At 63.8% G+C, this 19,352-nt stretch carries 17 protein-coding genes and 1 pseudogene; 12 read left to right on the top strand and 6 right to left on the bottom strand.

The genetic code is table 11. The features are described from left to right. Positions 1–1,209, bottom strand: coding sequence for an LLM class flavin-dependent oxidoreductase (locus tag BLW00_RS19910; protein WP_217634445.1), 1,209 nt, complete (start codon positions 1,207–1,209; stop codon positions 1–3). A gap of 313 nt (positions 1,210–1,522) precedes the next feature. On the opposite strand from BLW00_RS19910, the gene BLW00_RS19905 reads away from it, so the two are divergent. The 8 genes from BLW00_RS19905 (at position 1,523) to BLW00_RS19870 (ending at position 8,043) form a co-directional block, all read left to right on the top strand. After that, the gene (locus BLW00_RS19905; RefSeq protein WP_245741700.1) at positions 1,523–2,017 is read left to right on the top strand and encodes a flavin reductase family protein; all 495 of its coding nucleotides are present in this window, start codon (positions 1,523–1,525) and stop codon (positions 2,015–2,017) included. 2 nt (positions 2,018–2,019) lie between these two features. Further along, a complete protein-coding gene (gene ribB / locus BLW00_RS19900; protein WP_092557598.1) occupies positions 2,020–2,688 on the top strand; it encodes a 3,4-dihydroxy-2-butanone-4-phosphate synthase in 669 nt (222 codons plus the stop codon). 71 nt (positions 2,689–2,759) lie between these two features. Continuing rightward, entirely contained in the window at positions 2,760–3,698 is a 939-nt protein-coding gene (locus tag BLW00_RS19895) for a dihydrodipicolinate synthase family protein (protein WP_092557526.1), read from the top strand. After that, positions 3,695–4,723 (top strand): alcohol dehydrogenase catalytic domain-containing protein, encoded by a 1,029-nt coding sequence (locus BLW00_RS19890; RefSeq protein WP_092557524.1) that lies wholly within the window; start codon positions 3,695–3,697, stop codon positions 4,721–4,723. The genes BLW00_RS19895 and BLW00_RS19890 overlap by 4 nt, the downstream gene beginning before the upstream one ends. A gap of 20 nt (positions 4,724–4,743) precedes the next feature. Further along, a complete protein-coding gene (locus tag BLW00_RS19885; protein WP_092557522.1) occupies positions 4,744–5,175 on the top strand; it encodes a GlcG/HbpS family heme-binding protein in 432 nt (143 codons plus the stop codon). Between the two features lie 23 nt (positions 5,176–5,198). Then, positions 5,199–5,660: a hypothetical protein gene (locus tag BLW00_RS19880; RefSeq protein WP_092557520.1), complete on the top strand. Its 462-nt coding sequence runs from the start codon at positions 5,199–5,201 to the stop codon at positions 5,658–5,660. Then, on the top strand, positions 5,657–7,216 hold the full coding sequence (locus BLW00_RS19875; protein ID WP_092557596.1) for a GMC family oxidoreductase: 1,560 nt from the start codon (positions 5,657–5,659) through the stop codon (positions 7,214–7,216). Before BLW00_RS19880 ends, BLW00_RS19875 begins: the two co-directional genes overlap by 4 nt. Then, entirely contained in the window at positions 7,213–8,043 is an 831-nt protein-coding gene (locus BLW00_RS19870) for a sugar phosphate isomerase/epimerase family protein (protein WP_322788352.1), read from the top strand. The genes BLW00_RS19875 and BLW00_RS19870 overlap by 4 nt, the downstream gene beginning before the upstream one ends. A 177-nt stretch (positions 8,044–8,220) precedes the next feature. On the opposite strand, the pseudogene BLW00_RS19865 reads toward BLW00_RS19870, so the two are convergent. Then, positions 8,221–8,488: pseudogene (locus BLW00_RS19865) on the bottom strand (transposase); the annotation flags it as partial. A gap of 310 nt (positions 8,489–8,798) precedes the next feature. Between BLW00_RS19865 and BLW00_RS19860 the strand changes: the two are divergent. Together BLW00_RS19860 and BLW00_RS19855 are read left to right on the top strand one after the other, a co-directional pair. Next, positions 8,799–9,002: an antitoxin VbhA family protein gene (locus BLW00_RS19860; RefSeq protein ID WP_217634444.1), complete on the top strand. Its 204-nt coding sequence runs from the start codon at positions 8,799–8,801 to the stop codon at positions 9,000–9,002. After that, on the top strand, positions 8,995–9,603 hold the full coding sequence (locus tag BLW00_RS19855) for a Fic/DOC family protein (RefSeq protein ID WP_245741699.1): 609 nt from the start codon (positions 8,995–8,997) through the stop codon (positions 9,601–9,603). Before BLW00_RS19860 ends, BLW00_RS19855 begins: the two co-directional genes overlap by 8 nt. A 239-nt stretch (positions 9,604–9,842) precedes the next feature. On the opposite strand, the gene BLW00_RS19850 is transcribed toward BLW00_RS19855, so the two are convergent. From BLW00_RS19850 to BLW00_RS19835, 4 genes are read right to left on the bottom strand one after another with little or no spacing between them, the layout of a single operon-like run. Continuing rightward, positions 9,843–10,667, bottom strand: coding sequence for an ATP-binding cassette domain-containing protein (locus BLW00_RS19850; protein WP_092557512.1), 825 nt, complete (start codon positions 10,665–10,667; stop codon positions 9,843–9,845). Continuing rightward, complete coding sequence (locus tag BLW00_RS19845) at positions 10,664–12,475, bottom strand: dipeptide/oligopeptide/nickel ABC transporter permease/ATP-binding protein (protein WP_281242430.1); 1,812 nt, start codon at positions 12,473–12,475, stop codon at positions 10,664–10,666. The genes BLW00_RS19850 and BLW00_RS19845 overlap by 4 nt, the downstream gene beginning before the upstream one ends. After that, positions 12,472–13,416, bottom strand: coding sequence for an ABC transporter permease (locus BLW00_RS19840; protein WP_092557510.1), 945 nt, complete (start codon positions 13,414–13,416; stop codon positions 12,472–12,474). The genes BLW00_RS19845 and BLW00_RS19840 overlap by 4 nt, the downstream gene beginning before the upstream one ends. 49 nt (positions 13,417–13,465) lie before the next feature. Further along, positions 13,466–14,995, bottom strand: a complete 1,530-nt coding sequence (locus BLW00_RS19835) for an ABC transporter substrate-binding protein (RefSeq protein ID WP_175494447.1) — start codon at positions 14,993–14,995, stop codon at positions 13,466–13,468. Positions 14,996–16,978: 1,983 nt separating this feature from the next. On the opposite strand from BLW00_RS19835, the gene BLW00_RS19830 reads away from it, so the two are divergent. Beyond that, a complete protein-coding gene (locus BLW00_RS19830) occupies positions 16,979–17,491 on the top strand; it encodes a nuclear transport factor 2 family protein (RefSeq protein WP_217634441.1) in 513 nt (170 codons plus the stop codon). A 168-nt stretch (positions 17,492–17,659) separates the two neighbouring features. Beyond that, complete coding sequence (locus BLW00_RS19825) at positions 17,660–19,306, top strand: flavin-containing monooxygenase (RefSeq protein ID WP_175494445.1); 1,647 nt, start codon at positions 17,660–17,662, stop codon at positions 19,304–19,306. Positions 19,307–19,352 lie beyond the last annotated feature (46 nt).

The raw sequence follows: 19,352 nt of genomic DNA, 5'->3' as shown, positions 1-19,352 counted from the left end.
CTACTTGCGAAGCCCCATTTTGCGGAGGATCGGCAAGACATCGTCCTGCATCTGGTGCAGGCCCTTCTGCGGGTCGGCGAAGTTGATGAACAGGCTTTCGATGCCGACATCATGGAGTGCACGAATCTTTTCCGCGACGGTTTCGGGGGAGCCGTAGAGCCGGGGAGATGTCATGCCGAGGCTGAAGGTTTTGACGAACTCTTTGGTCAGTCCTTTGTACTCGGGGTAGTCGTCTGATTTCGGGGATGTGTCGCCGGCGCCGAAGGTGTCGATTCCGGCGAGGGCCTGGTAGTAGCCGTAGACGGCCTCCAGGTCGATCTGGTCCTCGTACCATGCCAGGCGTTCTTCGGCCAGTTCGTCGGTGGCCTCGATCGATGCCCATGACATGGTCGCGATCTTCACTTTTCGGTTGTATTTCGTGGACAGCTCACGAATTTGGGACACTTTTTCCCGGTATCCCTCGAGCGACGGGGCCAGGGTGAAGACGACGTCGACGTTACGCACCGCGAAGTCGATGCCCTTGGGTGAACCGCCGGCGTTCATCAACACCGGCCGAGGGTTGCGGGACGGGCCAGGAGCGACGACGGCACCATAGGACTGGTAGTACTTGCCCTCGAAGTTGAAGCGTTCCTTCTCATGCCAGAGGTGTTTCATGAGGACGACGAATTCTTCGGCCATGTCGTACGCTTCGTCGTGGTCAAGTTCGTCGAGGCGGCCGAACGCCGCACGCTCCTGTGCCTGATAGCCCGACACGATGTTCAAACCCCACCGACCGTTGGAGATGTGATCGATGGTGGCGCCGAACTTCGCGATATGCAGGGGGTGGAAACCGTAGGTGATGTGTGCGGTCGAGATCACACCCATCCTTTCGGTGATCGGCGCGGTGGCGGCAGCGCTGGCCAGGAAATCCAGCGCCGCGCCGTTGAAGTTGGTGGCGCCGCCCCCACCGATCCACCGCCCGAACGGCACTTGGTAATCGAAGCCGATATCTTCGGCCAGCTTGATGAGCTTGCTTGAGCGCTCCCACACCCAATAGTCAGCGAGCCGCGCTTCGTCCGTGAGGACCGCCTTCGATGCCGTCATCCCCGCGCGTACGTTCCAGCCGAAGAATCCGAGCTGCAGGGGCTGTCCCGTTTCCAGGTCCGGCTGTCCGCCCGGGTCGAAGGGGCCGCGCATCGTCTCGACAGTCTTGAAGCCGTTGTTGACCATTCATCATCCTCTTTCAGTCCGTCCAACCCCCTCATCCCTGAGCGAGTTGGATCCAGTACCTGTCTCGAACGTCGGTGCATCGTCGCCCCGGAATCTCATCACCGTCATGTTCATCGACGATGTCGTTCGATCATGGTTCAGTTTTGCGGGGTGGCATGGTGAGGACAATGGTCAAGCTGCCACATTTGCTTGACCAATGGGTGTGGGGTTTTCACATTCAGCTGCGTCGATTCTTCCGGCATTCCGCCCTTGAACTGCAACCTTCACACATGGGACGGTGTTTCTCGTGGTGATCTAGGAGTGGAGGAACATCGTGGTTCAGGAAGCAACACGGGAACTTGTCGGCGCGGCGGCTATGCGCGAAACTATGGCCCTGTTCGGCACGGGGTTGACTGTGATCACCGGAATGACTGATGACGGCCCTGTGGGTTTCACGTTGCAGGCGTTCTCGTCCCTGTCGCTCGCTCCGCCGTTGATCTCGGTCAATGTGTCCCGCACCTCCACGTCCTGGCCGAAGATTGTCGACTCAGGTCGGTTCGTGGTGAACGTGCTGGGGGAGCATCAGGAGGAGTTGGCACTCGCCTTCGCCAAATCGGGCACCGACAGATTCGAGAACGTCGAGTGGACACCCGGACGGTCCGGGGTGCCTCGTCTTGCGGGGTGTGTCGCGTGGATCGAGTGTGAGCTGGTTGCCACTCACGACGGTGGGGACCACATGATCGCGGTCGGTGGCGTCCGCGACCTGATCGAGGGAACGACGCGGCGTCCCCTCATGTTTTTCGACCGCGCCTTCCGGACTCTGACGTGACGGTGAGCACACCATCCACGCTGGCGTCCGTTCCCGACGTGCTCGAGACTCTCCGTGCCGGCCGTCCCGTCCTCGTCTGTGACGCCGCCGACCGGGAGAATGAAGGCGACGCGATCATGTCCGCGGCTCTTGCCACACCGCACTGGATCGCGTGGATGGTCCGCAACACCTCCGGGTATCTGTGCGCGCCACTGCCGGGGGAGCTCGCAGACGCCCTTGAGCTTCCCCTCATGGTCCGCGACAACCAGGACCCTCGTCGCACGGCCTACACGGTGTCGATTGACGCCGCGACGGGTATTGGTACCGGCATCAGCGCTCACGACCGGGCACGTACGCTGAATCTTCTGGGGGCCGCGGACTCGACGGCTACGTCGTTTATCCGACCCGGACACATCCTGCCCGTGCGCGCCGTGGACGGCGGTGTCCGCCAACGAGCCGGCCACACTGAAGCTGCCGTGGAGCTCCTGCGCGCGGCCGGCCTGCCGCCGGTAGGCGTAATCGGCGAGATGATCTCGAGCGATGGCTCCACCATGCGGATGGCGGAACTGTTGACCACCGGTGATCGGGACGGCCTGCCCGTGACCTCTATCGAGTGCCTGATCGATTGGCTGAATGAGCGCGATAGGACGCAGCCGCATCGGCCCGCGTCGTCTAGGCAGCGTGTGCCGTGACAGAGCTCCGCAACCATCCACCCGCCAACGCGACCCTCGCGGAAGAGACCGAAGAGAATGGACCCCACCACATGACAATCGCGTCCCACAAGGTGATCGCATCCGTCGCCCTTCCGATGGCGGCCAACGGAGACCCTGACTTCGTTGCCTTCCGCCGATATTTGCGGTGGCTGGCAGATGAGCAGGGCATAACCGCCTTCGCGATCAACGCCGACACCGGCGAAGGAGCACACTTGGACAACCCGGAGCGGCTGCGGACGGCCGACGCGGTGCGGGAAGAATTCGGGGACACCGTCTACCTCGTGTCAGGGCTGATCGCCACCCACGACCGTGCCGCGAAGCAGCTTGCGAGCGATCTTGCCACGGCAGGGACGGATGCTCTGCTCATGTTCACCCCGCCCGCGTTCGCGGGTACGACTGTGAGCACAGACGCGCTTGTCGGGTACTACTCCGCCACTCGGGAGGCGGGGCTTCCACTGATCGCATTTAGCCTGATGGCCGATGTGGGTGGCGTCACCCTGACACCGGACACCCTCGCGCCGCTGTGCGCGGTGCCGGACCTGATCGCTGCGGTCAAGGACGCCTCGTTCGATGCGCGCGCCTACGTGCGCACACGCGACTTGCTGACGCAGAGTTTCCCCAACGTGGAGCTTCTCACCGGATGCGACAACTTCATCCTCGAGTCTTACATCCTCGGCGCTCACGGCAGCCTCCTCGGTTTCGCGGGCCTGGCAGGCGCGGCAACTCTACGGCTGCATGACCTGGTGCACGCCGGCCGTATCGCCGAGGCGATCCGTTGGGACGCTGAGCGGATCGCGCCGCTAGCCTCAGTGATGTACGGCGAACCGATCCGCGACAACCGTTCTCGCCTCAAGGAGGCTCTCGTGCACCTTGGTGTCATCGACGCGGCCCACCTTCGCGCCCCTCTGCGGCCGGTGGCGGAGGCAGACCGAGAACGCATGCTCGCCGCCGTGGATCGCACCTTTGCCCCGTTCGAGGTGACGGCGTGAAGGCGGTCGTCATCGAAGAATTCGGGCGTGTGGCGCTCAGGGATATCGAAACGCCTCTTTTGCGTCGTCCGACAGATGTGATCGTGCAGGTCGCGGCGGCAGGGGTGTGCCAGACCGATATCGAGACGATGCAAGGGGGTTTGGTGGCCGCGTACGGTGTGCCGCACTTCCCCTACGTGCCGGGCCATGAAACAACCGGGTGGGTGCGCGAAGTTGGCGAGGCTGTCACGGCGGTCGCCATCGGTGATGCGGTCATCCTTCACCCGGTCTCCACCTGTGGGGTGTGCGCCGCGTGCCGACGCGGCGCCGACATGTACTGCCCCACGCGAACCTTCCCCGGCGTGGACGGGTCCACACTAGGCGGCTGGGCGGAGTACATTCGTGTCGACGAGCGAGCACTCGTCCGGGTGGACGCGGACGCCGATCTGCTCGCGCTGTGCCCACTCACCGACGCGGGCCTGACTGCCTACCATGCGGTCCAGAGGGCGCTCCGCACTTTTCCGACCGGTACCAACGCCGCCGTGATCGGTTTAGGAGGCGTTGGCCTGTTCGGCCTGCAGCTCCTGCGCGCGGCAATTCCTGGCAGGATCGTCGCGTTGGAACCGAACCCCGCAAAGACCGCTCTGGCCCGCGAGCTCGGCGCCAACGAGGTCGTCACGAGCGTTGGCGCACGCGCTCAGGATCAAGCACGCACGATTGCGCCGGATGGATACGATCTGGTGTTCGATTTCGTCGGCTCGTCCGATAGCGCCGACATCGCGGTCGCGCTCGCCGCCCGAGGCGGCACGGTCTCCATCGTCGGCGCCGGAGGAACCCTCACCATCGACACACTCACCGCGGTCGTTGCCGAATTGACCATCCTGTTCAACCTCGTCGGCACTCACACCGAACTCGAAGCGCTCGTCCACACCCGCGCACCTGCAATCCGATCTCCGTACACCAGCTACGCGCTCGAAGACTTCCAGTCAGCCATCGGCGACATGCGAGCTGGCCGGGTCGTGGGCCGTCCCCTCCTCATCCCCTAACCACCACCTGGAGAACCACAATGACTACCCACAACGCCCTCGTGCGCACCACTCGCCAGCTCACTATCGACGGGGCGCGTGCCATCGTGCGTGCCGCTATCGAACACGCCCAGTCCCTTTCCATCCCCGTGACCGTCGCGGTCACTGACGCGGCGGGACGCCTCATCCTGCTCGAACGTCTTGACGATGCCCCGTTTGCCAGTGTGCAGGTCGCGCAAGATAAGGCCTTCAGCGCCGCCAGCACCAACACACCCACCAACGCCTGGTACGGCATCTCTCAGGGCGACCCCGAATTCGGCTACGGGCTGAAGAGCATCGACCGCCTCACCCCGCTCGCGGGCGGCCTCCCCGTACTCTCTGACGGTGATGTCGTCGGAGCGGTAGGTGTCAGCGGAGGCAGCAACGAGCAGGACCAACTGATCGCCGAGGCGGGTGTGGCAGCACTGGGCTAAGCCACAACCGACACAACATTCTTATGCAACACGACTCAGTCGCAGACGAGCTCGTCTCTATCGGGGCACGCGTCGCGCGGATCGCCTTTCCGCATGACGTCCCCGACGAGGTCTACCGGTGTGCCGCCGCAGATGCGCTGGCACACGCTGCCACCGACCCTCTTGTCGGTCTGCGGATTCGCCGCGCGCTCGAACAGATCAGGGAGCCGGATGCGAGCGACGAGCTATTGCTGACATGGCTGGAAGGTCAAACTGATGAAGACTGGTTCCGCGCCTTCCGTCAACTGGTCATCCCCAGCATTTACGGGGATCCGGCGGTGTGGGCGCGAATCGGATATGAAGGCCCGTCGCATCACCTTGGCGGATACCTCCACCGCGGATTCAACGATCTGACATGGCTGCCCGAACCACGCATTGCGGAATCCACCGAGCCAATGATCGAGATCGGGCCCGACCACACGCTAGGCGACGGTGAGCCGTGGTGAGCAGACGATTCGATCTCGCTGATGAAGACGTCCTCGTTGTCATTGGAAGCGGTCCTGGTGGCGCAACCCTCGCCTCGGTTCTCACCCAGGCCGGCAAGAAGGTCGTGATGCTAGAAGCTGGCCCGTGGCTGGCAAAGGAGGACTTCGTCAACGATGAACGCGAAGCGCAACGCCTCCTGGGATGGAACGACCTGCGCACAACCTCCGGTACCTGGCAGCTCGGGAACGATTTTCCCGGTAGTCCAGCGAACATGGTCAAAGCAGTGGGTGGGACCACACTTATCTGGACCGGACTCACCCCCCGGTTCAAAGCGCACGAGTTCGCGGCGCGCACAACCTACGGTGAGATCAGCGGCACCAGCATTGCGGACTGGCCTATTGGCCTGCCCGACCTGATCGCCCATTACGCCGAAGCGGAGCGTCGGCTCGGTGTATCGCACCGGCACGGCCGGCGGCCGCTGCCCGCGAACAACAACTACAAAGTCTTCGCCGCAGGCGCCGAGAGAGTGGGCTACCGGCACTTCGCCACCGGGCCCTACGCGACCAACGTCGACCCGTACGACGGTCGCCCCGGTACCGTCCAGGACGGATTCAACTTCCAGGGCGACCGACAGGGTTCCAAATGGTCGCCGCTGGTCAGCGAGATACCGCGGGCCATCGCCACGGGCAACCTTGATCTGCGCGCCAACTCGCACGCGTTCTCCATCGAACAAGGTGAGAACGGGCGGGTCACCGGGGTGGCTTACCTGGACGGTTCCGGAGCCGTACAGTTCCAGCGGGCCCGGGCCGTTGCTGTTGCCGGCAACGCGATCGAAACTCCACGGCTGCTGCTGCTATCTACGAGTCGACGTTCCCCCGCCGGGCTCGGCAATCACTCCGATCAGGTGGGGCGACACTACACACGCCACGTGTCCGGGAACGTGTTCGCCCGGTTCGAACGGCCAGTGAACTTCCACCGGGGCGAATCCATGGCTGGGATTATCGCCGATGAGTCCCGCCACGACCCGCATCGTGCTTTTGCGGGGGGCTACTACCTTGAACTGATCGCGCTCGGCCCCATCGCCTTCGCCCGATTCGCGCAGCCGCATGGTTGGGGGCGCGAGTTCGCTGAAATGATGGAGCACTACTCCCACACGGCCGGCATCTGGATCAGCGGTGAGGACATGTCCCAGGCGACCAATCGGATCACACTCGGTGACCGGGTCGACCAGCATGGCCTGCCCGTACCCAATGTGCACTACGACGATCATCCTGCCGACGTGGCGATGCGCGAAGACGCCTATACAAAGTCCCGTGCCCTGTATGGCGCTGTGGACGCTGCCAGCGTCTCGACTGCCCCTCCGACGCCGTCCGGCCACAACCTCGGTACCGCCCGCATGAGTGCCCACCCCGACGACGGCGTCGTAGACAGGTGGGGGCGCGTGCACGGGGTACCCAACCTGTTTGTCTCGGACGGGTCCGTGTTCACCACCAGCGCCGCCGCCAACCCGACCCTCACAATAGTCGCTCTTGCGCTCCGGCAAGCGGCCTGGCTACTTCAACAGAGCACGCTGTGAACGCACTTCCACGCCGAGTGGCAGAAACACGCCTGTCGATCAACACCGTCACCCTCGGAAATCCACCCCTGCACGTCGCCCTCGACGCGATCGCGGCCACTGGAGCACGAAACGTGGGGCTGTGGCGAGAAACCTACGATGGAAAGACGGCGAGGCAGGCGGCCAAGGTCGTGGCAGATCACGGCCTTCAGGTGTCCACCTTGTGCCGGTGTGTGCTTTCTACCGATCGGCACACGGTCGCAGACGCACGACGTGCGATCGATGACGCGCATCAGCTCGGAGCCGCCGCGTTGGTCGTGCTCGCCGGGGGACTACCGCCCGGCTCGCGTGATCTTGCCGGAGCTCGCACGCGGGTCACGGAGGTGTTCGCCGACATCGCCACCGTAGCTGGGGAAGCCGGGGTGCGGCTCGGACTCGAACCGCTGCACCCTATGTTCACCGCCCGTCGGTCCGTCGTGAACACCCTCCGCCACGCGCTTGATGTCGTGGCCCCGTTTCCTCCCGAAACGGCAGGGGTAGTCGTCGACACCTTCAACGTGTGGTGGGACGCTGAGCTTATCGAGCAGATCCGCCGGGCCGGAGCGGAAAACAGAATCGCAGCAGTACAGGTCGCGGACTGGTCGTGGGAGCACGAACACGGACCATTCCTCACCCGCGTGCTTCCGGGCGACGGGATCATCGACATCACCGGCATCCTCTCCGCCACCGCCGACGCCCACTACACCGGACCGATCGAAGTCGAGATCTTCAACGACCTGCTCTGGCAGAAACCACCCCACCAGGCCGCCCACAACGCGTGGGAGAGTCTCTCAGCTTCGCTGCGCTGATCACTCGGCGGGACCACGATGCTCGGGCGCGGTCCGTGGATGAAGGTTCATGGAAGGATCGCCGCGGCAGAGGACTGGTGATAAGTCAAGGGCTGAGATGATCCGATTCATCAACGAGCAGCGGGGTCGTTTCAGGGTCGAGCTCGTCTGCCGGGTCTTCCGACCCGCAGTCCACGGCTATCGCGCCGCCGCTGGTAATGTGGCTTGTCGCATTCCAGGGTGTAGGTGGGGTCTGAATCCTCCGGACTCGAGCAGGCTCCGCGCGATGTAGGTCGTAAGGTTGCGGAAGCCGAGGGCGGAGCCGCGGAGGTGTTCTAGCCTGCCGTTGATGGCCTAGGTGGGGCCGTTGCTGGTGCCGGGCCGGTCGAAACGCGAGGATGTCAGTTGCGCGCTGCTTCATCGTTCGGACGAGCTTGCGGATCTCGATGAGAACGGCGAGAACTCCGGTGGTGATCGTGTCGATCACGGCCTGCATCATCTGCTTGGCCGTCTTCTTGTCGGGTTCTCAGTGTGTGTCGTTTCGACTCACTTGTTCTGGGCGAATCTCTGTTGAGGTCGCCCTTCTGAGTGTCCCTGCCAGCATGTGTGCCTGTAACGATCGGTTCTGAGCAGGGCCGCCGACCCGCAGTGCATCTGCCGGGAATCCGCGGAAGCGCAGATTCTCAAAACCCCAGTCAAGACCCCGTCCTGTGCAAAACCAGTCCTGTGGGCTTTTGAACAAGTCGAGTAAAATGGAAGTAACGGGGGAGGCCACCATGAGCGCCAGGACCGCCAAGACCATTTTTGCGTCCGAGCGCGAGTTGCGCGAGCGAGTCGTGGCCGACGCCGCGCACAGTTCCGCGATGGAAGGACTTACCGCCTCGCCGGAGTATCGTGCCGACGCCGCCGCGTTCGTGGCGGGGGAGTATGACGCCGACGAGCTGGTCACCCGCACCCGCGTGCGTTACGGCCTTGGCTGAGTTCGTCGACCCGTACCTCGAGCCCACATCGGGCATCCTTCGCAACAGGCTCGGCATCGCGACTCTGCAGGCGCTCGACGTCGCCGAGGCCGACCTGGTGGAGGCACGTCGCGCACAGATGATCGGGCGGGCGGTGAAGGTCACCGGAGATCTCCGACAGCTGCAATCAATCTACGGGCAGCTGTTCCAGGACGTGTACGAGTGGGCCGGGCAGCTGCGCACTGTCGACATCCGCAAGGGCACCGACCCCGCCGCGGAGTTCTTCATGCCGGTGTCCCGGCTGGAGTCCGGGGCGGGGTTCGCGTTTGCGGAGCTCGCGGAGGAGCACCAGCTACACGGCCTGGACCGTGACCGGTTCGTGGCGCGCCTGGCGCACCACTACGACCAGGTGAACTACCTGCACCCGTTCCGGGAGGGCAACGGCCGCACGCAACGGATCTTCTGGACCCAGATCGCCGCGGGCGCCGGGTTCGACCTCGACTGGAGCCGAGTGACGGGAGCGGAGAACAACCAGGCGTCACGGGCCGGGATGGAACGGCAGGACCTCGGCGAGCTGCGCGCGATCTTCGACCGCATCGTGCAGCGCACAGCTGGTGGCTGACTCACCCGGAACGGTCTGAGTAGCTGCGCGCGTTCGCCAGTCTGGGCAGCAGCCCGCCCGGCCGCTCGGGCCGTCGACGTCGCCGGGGTCGACGAGATTCAAGCCGTCGAACCCGGTATCCGCGACACCAAGTTCGCCGCGTTCTTCGACAGCTGCTGCCCATCGTCTCGGTTGGCAGCAGCCGCCTACGACCCGGTCGCGAATCCCCTATTCAACAGTGGAACGTTTCCGTCGTGCGGCTAGGAAGTGCGTAGCGCGATTCTGGCGTGGCGCCGCTTGGTTTGTTCGGCTGGGTCTGCGACGGGGGCGGCGAGGAGCAATTGTTGTGTGTACGGGTTGGAAGGGCTTGTGGTGACGTCGCGCGCTGTGCCCGTTTCAACGATGTCACCGCGGTACATGACTGCCACGCGGTGACTGATGTGCCGGACGACTGTCAGGTCGTGGGAAATGAAGAGGTACGCGACCTTCGTTTCGCGTTGGATCTCGATCAGGAGGTCCAGGACGCGTGCTTGAGTGACAAGGTCCAGTGCCGACACGGCCTCATCGCACACGATGAGTTTCGGTGCGATGGCGAGTGCGCGCGCGATCGCGACGCGTTGGCGTTGTCCTCCGCTGAATTCGCGTGCGTACCGGTTGCCGGCGTCTTTCGGCAGCCCGACCCGGTCAAGCAAACCTGCAACTGAGGCGGCCGCGTCTTGCCGTGACCGGCCCTGAGCGAGGAGAGGTTCGCTCAGGATGTCGGAGACCAGCAGCGCAGGATTCAAGGATGTGTAGGGGTCTTGGAAGACCACCTGAATGTCCTTGGCGAGTTTGCGACGGTACCGGGCAGACAGATCCTGAATCGGTTGCCCGTTGAACTCGATGGATCCTCCGCTGGTCTCAACGAGCCCAAGGACTGCTCTGCCCAGGGTCGTTTTTCCGGAGCCAGATTCGCCGACTAGGCCCAGCGTTTCGCCGGCCGCGATCGTGAGCGAAACGCCGTGGAGGACTTCGCTGGGCGGCTGCCGGAATCCTTTGCCGGGGTACTGCACTTTTAGGTCTCGAACTGCTAGTAGCGTCGTCATCGTCCCACGCTCCCTTCGGAATGGTCGGGGTAAGCAGATGTGGCGACGGGGTCGGTGCGGTATGTGTCTTCGTCGAGGATCGCCCCGATCAGCTGCTTTGTATACACGTGCTCGGCGTGCCGGTAAAGGTTTCGGTAACTGCCGGCCTCAACGATCTCGCCCGATCGCATGACCGCGACTTCGTCACACAGGTCCGCGACCACACCGAAATTGTGTGTCACGAGCAGGACGCTCATGCTGAGATCCGTCTGAAGGTTGCGGAGAAGATCGAGAATCTCGGCTTGGACAGTGACATCAAGCGCGGTCGTGGGTTCATCGGCAATCAGGAGTCGGGGGCCGGCGGCAATGGCGCCGGCGATCAGGACGCGTTGCGCCATTCCTCCGGATATCTCGTGTGGGTAGGAACGATAGGTGCGCGCGGGGTCCACGATTCCGACTCGTCGAAGCAGATCGAGAGCCAGCTGTCGGGCTTCGCGCTTGGTGCCGCCTTTGGTGGCCCGGATGCCTTCGACGAGTTGAGCGCCGACGGTGAACGAGGGCGCGAGGTTGGACATCGGCTCCTGGGGAACATACGCCAGCAGCGACGTGCGGAGCCGCTTAAGGTCCCCGGCGTCCCCGCTCAGGAGGTCATGTCCGTCGAGGGTGAACTCGTCCGCCTCCACGCGCGCTTCCTGAGTGAGCAGTCCCAGTACCGCGAACGCCGTCTGCGTTTTCCCGGAACCCGATTCGCCGATCAGGCCGAGGACGCCACCCGCGTTGAGATCCAGGGAGATCCCGTTGACGACCTGCTTCATCTGTCCGCCGGTGGTGGGGTAGGAGACGCGAAGATTGCGGATACGCAGCAGCGGTGAGGGTCCCTCGGAGGTTTGGGCGGGACCGTGCGGCGCGCGGGCAGTTGCATGCCGGGCTTCCGGGTTTGAGGGACGCAGGGCCTTTGTGGGCGCCAAGGAGGAGTCTTCTAGCGCGTCTCGCAGCCCATTGCCGATGAGGACGAAGCCTCCGCTGAGGATGGCAAGCATGATGGTGGGCCACAGGAACTGGATGGGGTAGACGTAGAGGTTCGCGAAGGCGTCAGCGGTCATGCTGCCGAAGCTGGGCACGTCGTTGGTGCCCAGGCCAAGGAACGCCAGTCCCGCTTGAACAGCTATCGCCACACCAGCCAGGAACGACGCGGTGATGACGATGGGGCCTCGGACGGCCGGGAGGATGTGTCGGCGCAGAATGCGTGCCGTGGACAGTCCCGAGACGCGTGCCGCGTCGATGTACAGCTCGCGCTTGACGGCGACAACCAGGTTGCGGACAAGACGGAAGATGGAGGGGCTGAAGAGGAAACCAAAGATGGCCATCATCACGACGTAGGACCCCCCGGTGATGGGGAAAGCCACGATGAGCAGCACGAGTGCGGGGAAGGTCATGAGCAGGTTAAATACCCAGGAGAACACCGAATCCGTTCGAGGCTTGGCATATCCGGAGATAAGTCCGAATGGGATCCCGATCAGCAGAGCGACCGCGACGCCGGTGATCGCCGACAGCATGGCTGTGTTGACCGAAGCGAGGAGCCTCGCGAAGATGTCGCGGCCGCTGCTGTCCCCGCCCAAGAGATAGCCGGGAGTGCCGACGGGAGCGTTGACTGCGTCGAGGGAGCTGAAGTTGGGGCTGTGCGGGGACAGCACTGGCGCGAGAAGTCCGAGCACGATCACCGCGGCGATCAGCACCATCGATCCGACAGCCATCGGGTTCCCTAGGAGCCGGCGAAACACATTCGGCCGCCGGATGTTTTCGACTGAGTCGGGGATGAGGACGCTCATTGGATACGCGCTTTCGGGTTCAGCCAGCCGTTGACGAGGTCGACGAGGAGGTTCATGATGACAACGAGGATGACGCTGAACGTGACCACTCCGAGGATCGCGGGCAGGTCGCCTTGGACGGCGGAGTTGAAAGAATATGTGCCGAAACCGGAGAGGGCGAAGATGCGCTCGATGAACAGCGCCCCGCCGATCATCCCGATGAACTGGAGCGACAAGGTCGTCAGCGCAGGGGATGCGGCGTTGCGCAGCGTGTACTTAAGAAGGATCGTGCCTTCGGGCACGCCGCGGCTGCGCAGTGTCCTGACGTAGTCTCGGCGCAGCTCGTCGATCATCGACCCTCGGATTTGCCCGGCGACGCTGGCGATGGAGGCGAACATGAGAGTGACCGCAGGGAGCAGCACACTGCCGAACCATCCGATGAAGGACGTGCCGATCGGGACGTACCCGGTTGCGGGAACCAAATGCAGAGTGATGGAGAAGACCAGCACGAGCAGGATGCCCAGAATGATGGGCGGGAACACGTAGCTGACCGTGGACACGGCCTGCAAAACGCGGTCGACGGTGCCGCCTGCACGGGATGCTGCGGTCACACCGAGGAGGAGGCTGAACACGACCGTGAAGATCAGAGCGAGGAGCACGATCGACAAGGTGACGGGCAGGCGGTTCTCCAGCGCGGCGGCCACGGGCTCGTTGGTGAAGTACGACACACCGAAGTCTCCACGCACGGCTGCCGTGATCCAGGACCAGTACTGCTCAAGTGCGCTGCGATCCAAGCCGAGCTGGGCGTTGAGCGCGGCTACCTGCTCGGGTGTGGCACTGCTGCCGAGAATGTTCCGCGCGACCGGGATGTCCGCCAGCTGAATGGTGAAGAACGTGAGCGTTGTCACGACGAAGAGCAGCACCACTCCGGTGGCGATCCTTCTCAGAACGAATGCGATCATGTGAACCCCTGGGTGCGGCGCCGGCAGCGCCGGCGCCGCACCCCATTGTTTAGGAAGCGGGCTGGAACTGCTCGACGGTCAAGAGACCGGCGACGGTGCGAGGTGTGAAGGTCACTGCCTTCGACGTGACGACCAGCTGCGCGTACGCGTACAGCGGCGCGAACCAGGCGTTGTCCACACTCCACTGGTTGACCGCGCGGTACGCGGTATCAGCGTCCTCTGCTGATGCGTCGGCTGCAGTCTCCAGAAGGGCCGTCAGCTCCGGATCTGTTGCCCCGAACGGGTTCAGATAGCCCGTGGGGGTCAGCGTGTCATTGGTCACGATCTGAGGCACGTTGTACCCGTTGATGAACCAATACATCGGGTAGGTCTTGGATCCCAGCACCGACACGACCTGGTCGAAGGGAACCGGCTTCCACTCGACGGTGATGCCGATCTCGCCCAACTGCTGAGTGAGTGTGGGCTCCATCGTCTGTGACAGGACGGAACTGGGCATGCTGACGGTGAACCCGTCGGCATATCCGGCCTCTTCCATCAGCGCCTTCGCTTCGGCGAGGTCATACGCGTACGTGCCGTCTAGGTCCGCGTCGTATGCACCCGAGCCCGGGTCGAAGATCTGCTCCGTCGGCGCACCGACGCCCGCAAGAAGCTTCTCCACGATCGCATCGCGATCAACAGCGAGGTTGATCGCCTGTCGGACGCGTACGTCTCCGAGCGCAGGCTGGATTTCGCCCGCGCGGTCCGCGATTACGATGGCACCCCACGCGACGGGCGCGGTTTCCTGAACGGTGAAACCCGCTGCCGTCAACGACTCGCCCTGGGCAGGGTTGGCGAGGCTCATGAAGTCCAGCTGACCCGCCTGCAGAGCGTTCTGCTGGGCCGTAGCGTCCGCGATCACGGAGACTATGACCTTCTTGAAACTGTACGCATCCGCGTTCCAGTAGTCAGGTCGCAGCTCTAAGGTGTACGTCGAACCGTCGGTAGTCGCGTCGTTGTCCAGAACGTAAGGTCCCGAACCCACTGGGTCAAGCGCCGCGGTCTCCGACCCGAGCGTTGAGGGCTCACCGATGACACCCGCGGCCTGCGCCAGCTGATACGGCAATGCCGTGTCAGGCCTGCTCAGCGACAAAGTGACCGTCGACTCGTCCGTCGCCTCAATGGAGGCGACGCTGGCGAACGCGGCTGAGGTTGCCGGTGCCGTGCTCGAGAAAGTCAGGGAATCGGCCACGGCTTCCGCGTCCACAGGCTCGCCGGTGCTGAATTTCATGCCGTCGCGGATTGTGAAGGTCAGGGTAAGACCATCGTCGGCGACCGCGTACTCTTCGGCGACGCTCGGCTGGACCGCGCCGCTGAGGTCGCGGGTGAGCAGCGAGTCGTAGACGCTGGCCCAGACGTAGGACGACACGCCTTGGTCGAGCGACCCCACAGCCAGTGACGGAGGCGCTGCGGGCATGGAAAGGGTGAGGACGTGATCCGACGGCTGGTCGACGTCGGCGGGTGCGCTCGGCGAGCAGCCGGAGACCGATGCCGTGAGCGCCGCGAAGATACCGACTGAGGCCGCGAGACGGGAGAACTTCATTGTAAAACCCCTTTGTTGCGTAACGAGCACTGCATGGTGCGGATGCGTCCTGAAGACAGCTTCGCGGTCTTCACGATCGCTGTCATGAGCTGGAGGAGCTCTGTTCGATCGTTGCCACTCCACGACCTTGTGAGTGTGAGCGGCAAGCTTGTTCCCGAATGGAAAGATACTCTTCCCGTTCGGGAACATTAGGTCCATTCTGTCTTCGTGTCAAGTCGCGGCGGCGGAGGTGGACTGATCGTCGCGGAGCGATGGGCGTGCTCTGTCGCGGTCGACTGAGCACGACTGTCATGGACACCAGTTCGTCCGCGATGCTCGTCGCAAAGCTGGATTCTGCAGGTCCCGACGCCGCTGCCCGTGGTCACCGACCGGGCGGCATGCAACTCTGCTGGAGTGAGAAAATGCTACGGGTGGATTCGACTGTGGCAAGCAGAATCCCTGCCGCGCCTGCAGCAACCGCGAGCGACGCGTGTCGGTCCACGCGAGCGTCCGCGACGCGTTCGGCTGCGACTACGAGTTCCGTGTGCTTTCCCGCGATGCTCGCGCTCGCGGTGCGACCGCTTTGGCCAGCACGTGGGGCCACTCGATACTGAGCGTTTTCTATGTCTCCGTGTCCATTCGGCATTATCGTTCAGTGTCCGGAGAGACCAGACCTCCTGGGTGCTTCCGCTGCTTATGGCCTGGCTAACGGGTGACCGAGCCCGGAAGTATGAGCATTTTGCGCCGCTTCGGGCACTCTTCGCAGCACAACGCCGCTGCCGATAGAGCACACGGCGTGGTCTTTCCGCAGACCCACCGCCGGCGGCGTAGTCAGGATTTCACCCGTCCACTGCCCGCTCGTCGCGAACGTTTCCGAGCGAGGAGCCGCAGAACACCCGTGTGGTGGTCACAATCTCACGCACAGACTGGAGTTGACGTCCGACAGGGCGACGTTCTCGGGCGTCAGATAGTTCTCCCTCAGGTCCGCGAGGAGCGCGGAAGCACTGGCGCTCGGACACTTGTCGGCGGCTATCAACGACGGGGGAGGTGTTCGCGGCTACCTACACTGGAGTCTGCTCGACAACTATGAGTGTGGGCACTGGGACCGATCTTCGGTCTTATCGTGGTGGACCGACGAACGTTCAAACGAACCCCTAAACCTACCTTGAAGTGGCTCGGCAGCTTTTCCACGGAAAGGGGCAAACAACTATAGTTTGGGCGAAGGAAGGCGCCTGATCCAAAGGACGGTGCGCGCAGGTCGTCACGTTTATGCCGAGAAAGCCTGCTTGATTGAGTGCCAGTTCCGCAAAGGGCCAAGGACGAGGGACGTCCTGGCGTGTCTGTCTCGAAGAATTCCTGTGTTCGAACTGGGCGCGAGCGCGGAGATTTGCGCCAGCTGGCGTCTCAGCTGTGCAGCCGGCTCCGGATTCGGTTCGGAAGGAACGCGGGGGACGCGGAAATTCGATGATCGAGCCGCAAGGGAGTGGTGTCCCTGCGCGACCGTCTGCTGTACAGACACTCTTGGTCAGAAGCTGCCACTGCCATTTCCGACCAAACACGTCTGCCAACCACCGTGGGGACGCCGTTGGTCGACGGTGATTGCGGGCATGAGCAACAACCAACCCCGCAACGTCGGTGCATCCAGACCGCATTTCGGCCGTTGCTGTGTGGCAACGGGCTAGCAGGACTCGGCAACGCTCGACGGTGGCTGTCAGGTGGCCCAGAGTTCTCTGCCGTGGTCCGAACAGTTTGAATTGCGCTAGGTGATCCCGGCTCTAAGTCATAGAAGCGCCGCGCCCCTTATTCTTCGGGCTCTCACCGCCCGGCGGCCCGCCCGAGGGCGTCGTCGCCCATTTAAGTCCCGGCACGCCGGATAGTGCGAGTCGCTCTGGCGCACTCGGAAATAGTCGAACTAGCAGTCGAGAATTGACTAAAGTGTCGGTACGGGATGGCCGCGGCCATCGACACGATCATGGAGGTCAACGTATGTCCGAGGAACCCACATTGATCGAGATCGTAGGGGCGCTGGCGAAACGCGTGCAGGAGCTCGAAGATCGTCTTGCAATTGCACAGCTGATCGCCTCGTACGGCCCAGCCGCGGATGCGGGACTTCCGCACGTCGTCATCCAGATGTTCGAGGCTAACAGTCCCTTCGACGCGGCTCCCGGGCTGCGGATGGAGGGGCACCCGGACATCCTGGCCCACCTCCTGGCGCCCGAGCACAAACAGCTCCTCGCGAACGGGGCGGCGCACGTGCTAAGTGCCCCGTTCATCCAGCTGGACGGCGATCGGGCGACGGCTACCGCCTACTCCCAGGTTCTGTACCGAGACGAGGCGAATGACGGGTTCCGCACCTGGCGGATCTCGGCGAATCGGTGGGAGTGGCACCGCACGCCTGACGGCTGGAAGGTCACGGGCCGCGTGAATCGGCCGCTCGACGGCACCCCCGCGGCTCGGGAGCTGTTCGCCGAGGCGTTCCAGCCGAACGCGGCCGGCCGACCTCGTCCCGTCATTTGACCGACGATCGCAAAAGATCTACTCTGAGTTCAATACTCAAATATCGGGTTGATAAACTGGATGGTGCCCGAGAGCCGTCCACGCCTGTCGAACCCGATCCGGCGACGCCGCCGGGAGCGCCCGCGGCACGAACACGGTACCCCCGTGAAAAAGGAAGGCGACCACCGTATGGAGCACTTCGATGCCGCAGTCATTGGTGCCGGGCAATCCGGTCTCTACACCACCTATCGCCTGAAGGTGGAAGGGCTGTCCGTCGTGGGCATCGACGGAGGCGCGGGTTTCGGAGGTGTCTGGCACCACAACGGGTACCCCGGGGCGCGGATCGACAGCGACAGCGTCGATTACAGCCTGCAGTTCTCGAAGGAGCTGTATGAGAAGTGGCGCTGGCACGAACGCTACTCAGACGCACCGACGCTGCAGAATTACCACAACTTCGTGGCAGACGAGCTCGGCGTGCGCGATGACTTTCGCTTCAACACGCGATTGGAGGGCGCTGTCTGGTCGAGCGTCACCCAGCGGTGGCACCTCTCCACGAGCAACGGCGATCAGATTCGGGTTCAGTTCCTGATCATGTGCACGGGGTCGCTCGGCGCGCCGAAGAAGCTCGCCTTCGCCGGGCTCGAGCGGTTCAAGGGCCAGTGGGCCCAGACCGCGCACTGGCCTCGGGAGGGCGTCGACGTCGAGGGTCGGAAGGTCGCCGTGATCGGCACGGGATCCTCAGGGGTCCAATCCATCCCGGCTCTCGCGCAGGACGCGGACCAGTTGACCGTGTTCCAGCGCCACCCGCACTGGTCGATCCCCGCGCGGAACCGCCCGCTCGGGTCGGCCGAACAAGATGCAGTCGCGAGCACGCTCGGTGACGCGGTTCGCATGTCCTACCGCGACTTCCTCCCCGTAGATGCCGCCACCGTCGATGCCCTGGCTCTCAACCAGCCGGGAAGCCCGCGGGCGTTCGCGAGCGGCGAGGCGGCCCGCCCTGCCAGCAGCTACACCCCTGCACAGCGCCGGGACGTGCTCGAGAAGCAGTGGGAGTTCGGCGGTCACGGCCTCACCTATGTCTTCTCCGACACCACGACCAACCTGGAGTCCAACCAGTACGTCACCGACTTCATCCGGGAGATGACCATCGAGCGCATCGGAGACAGCCGACTCGCGGAGAGACTCACGCCGAACTATCCGGCAGGCACGAAGCGGCTCATCCTCGACATCGACTACTACGAGGCGTACTCCCGGGACAACGTCGATCTGGTCTCCGTGCTCGAGACGCCCATCGTCGAGCTCACCGAGACGGGAGTGCGCACGACGGCGGGGGACCACGAGGCGGATCTCGTGGTGTTCGCCCTGGGGTTCCGCGCCTTCATCGGCCCGCTGGAGGACGCCGGGATCCGCAACGAGGCCGGCACCACTGTCGCCGACGTCTGGTCGAACGGGCCCCGGACCCTATTCGGTCTGATGACGCCCGGATTCCCCAACATGTTCCATGTCACCAACGCCGGGAGCCCTTCGGTGCTCGGAAACGCGATGCTGCTCGCCGAGTTCCTCGGGGACTGGATCGCGGAGTGCATCACCCACGTCCGTTCGCAGGGATTCTCCTCCATCGAGGCGTCGGACGCGGCCTCCGAGGAGTGGATGCACACGGTCGACGGCTATGCGCAGGAGCTCTACCCGATCCGAAGGGCCGAGAATCAGTACATGGTCCATGTCAACGACGACGGTTCGCGGTTCTTCCAGCCGTTCAGCGGAGGCATGAAGGAGTACGTGCTCCATGTGCACCGGGCGACCGAGCAGGGCTACGCCGGCTTCACCCTCACCTGATCCGGCATCCGGAGCCGTGGGTGGCGGATCTCGCCCACGGCTCCGG

Source organism: Herbiconiux ginsengi (genome assembly GCF_900107435.1).
Classification (GTDB): Bacteria; Actinomycetota; Actinomycetes; order Actinomycetales; family Microbacteriaceae; genus Herbiconiux; species Herbiconiux ginsengi.
Note: the sequence above shows the minus strand (reverse complement) of the source record. Positions and strands in the feature narration are given on the sequence as shown.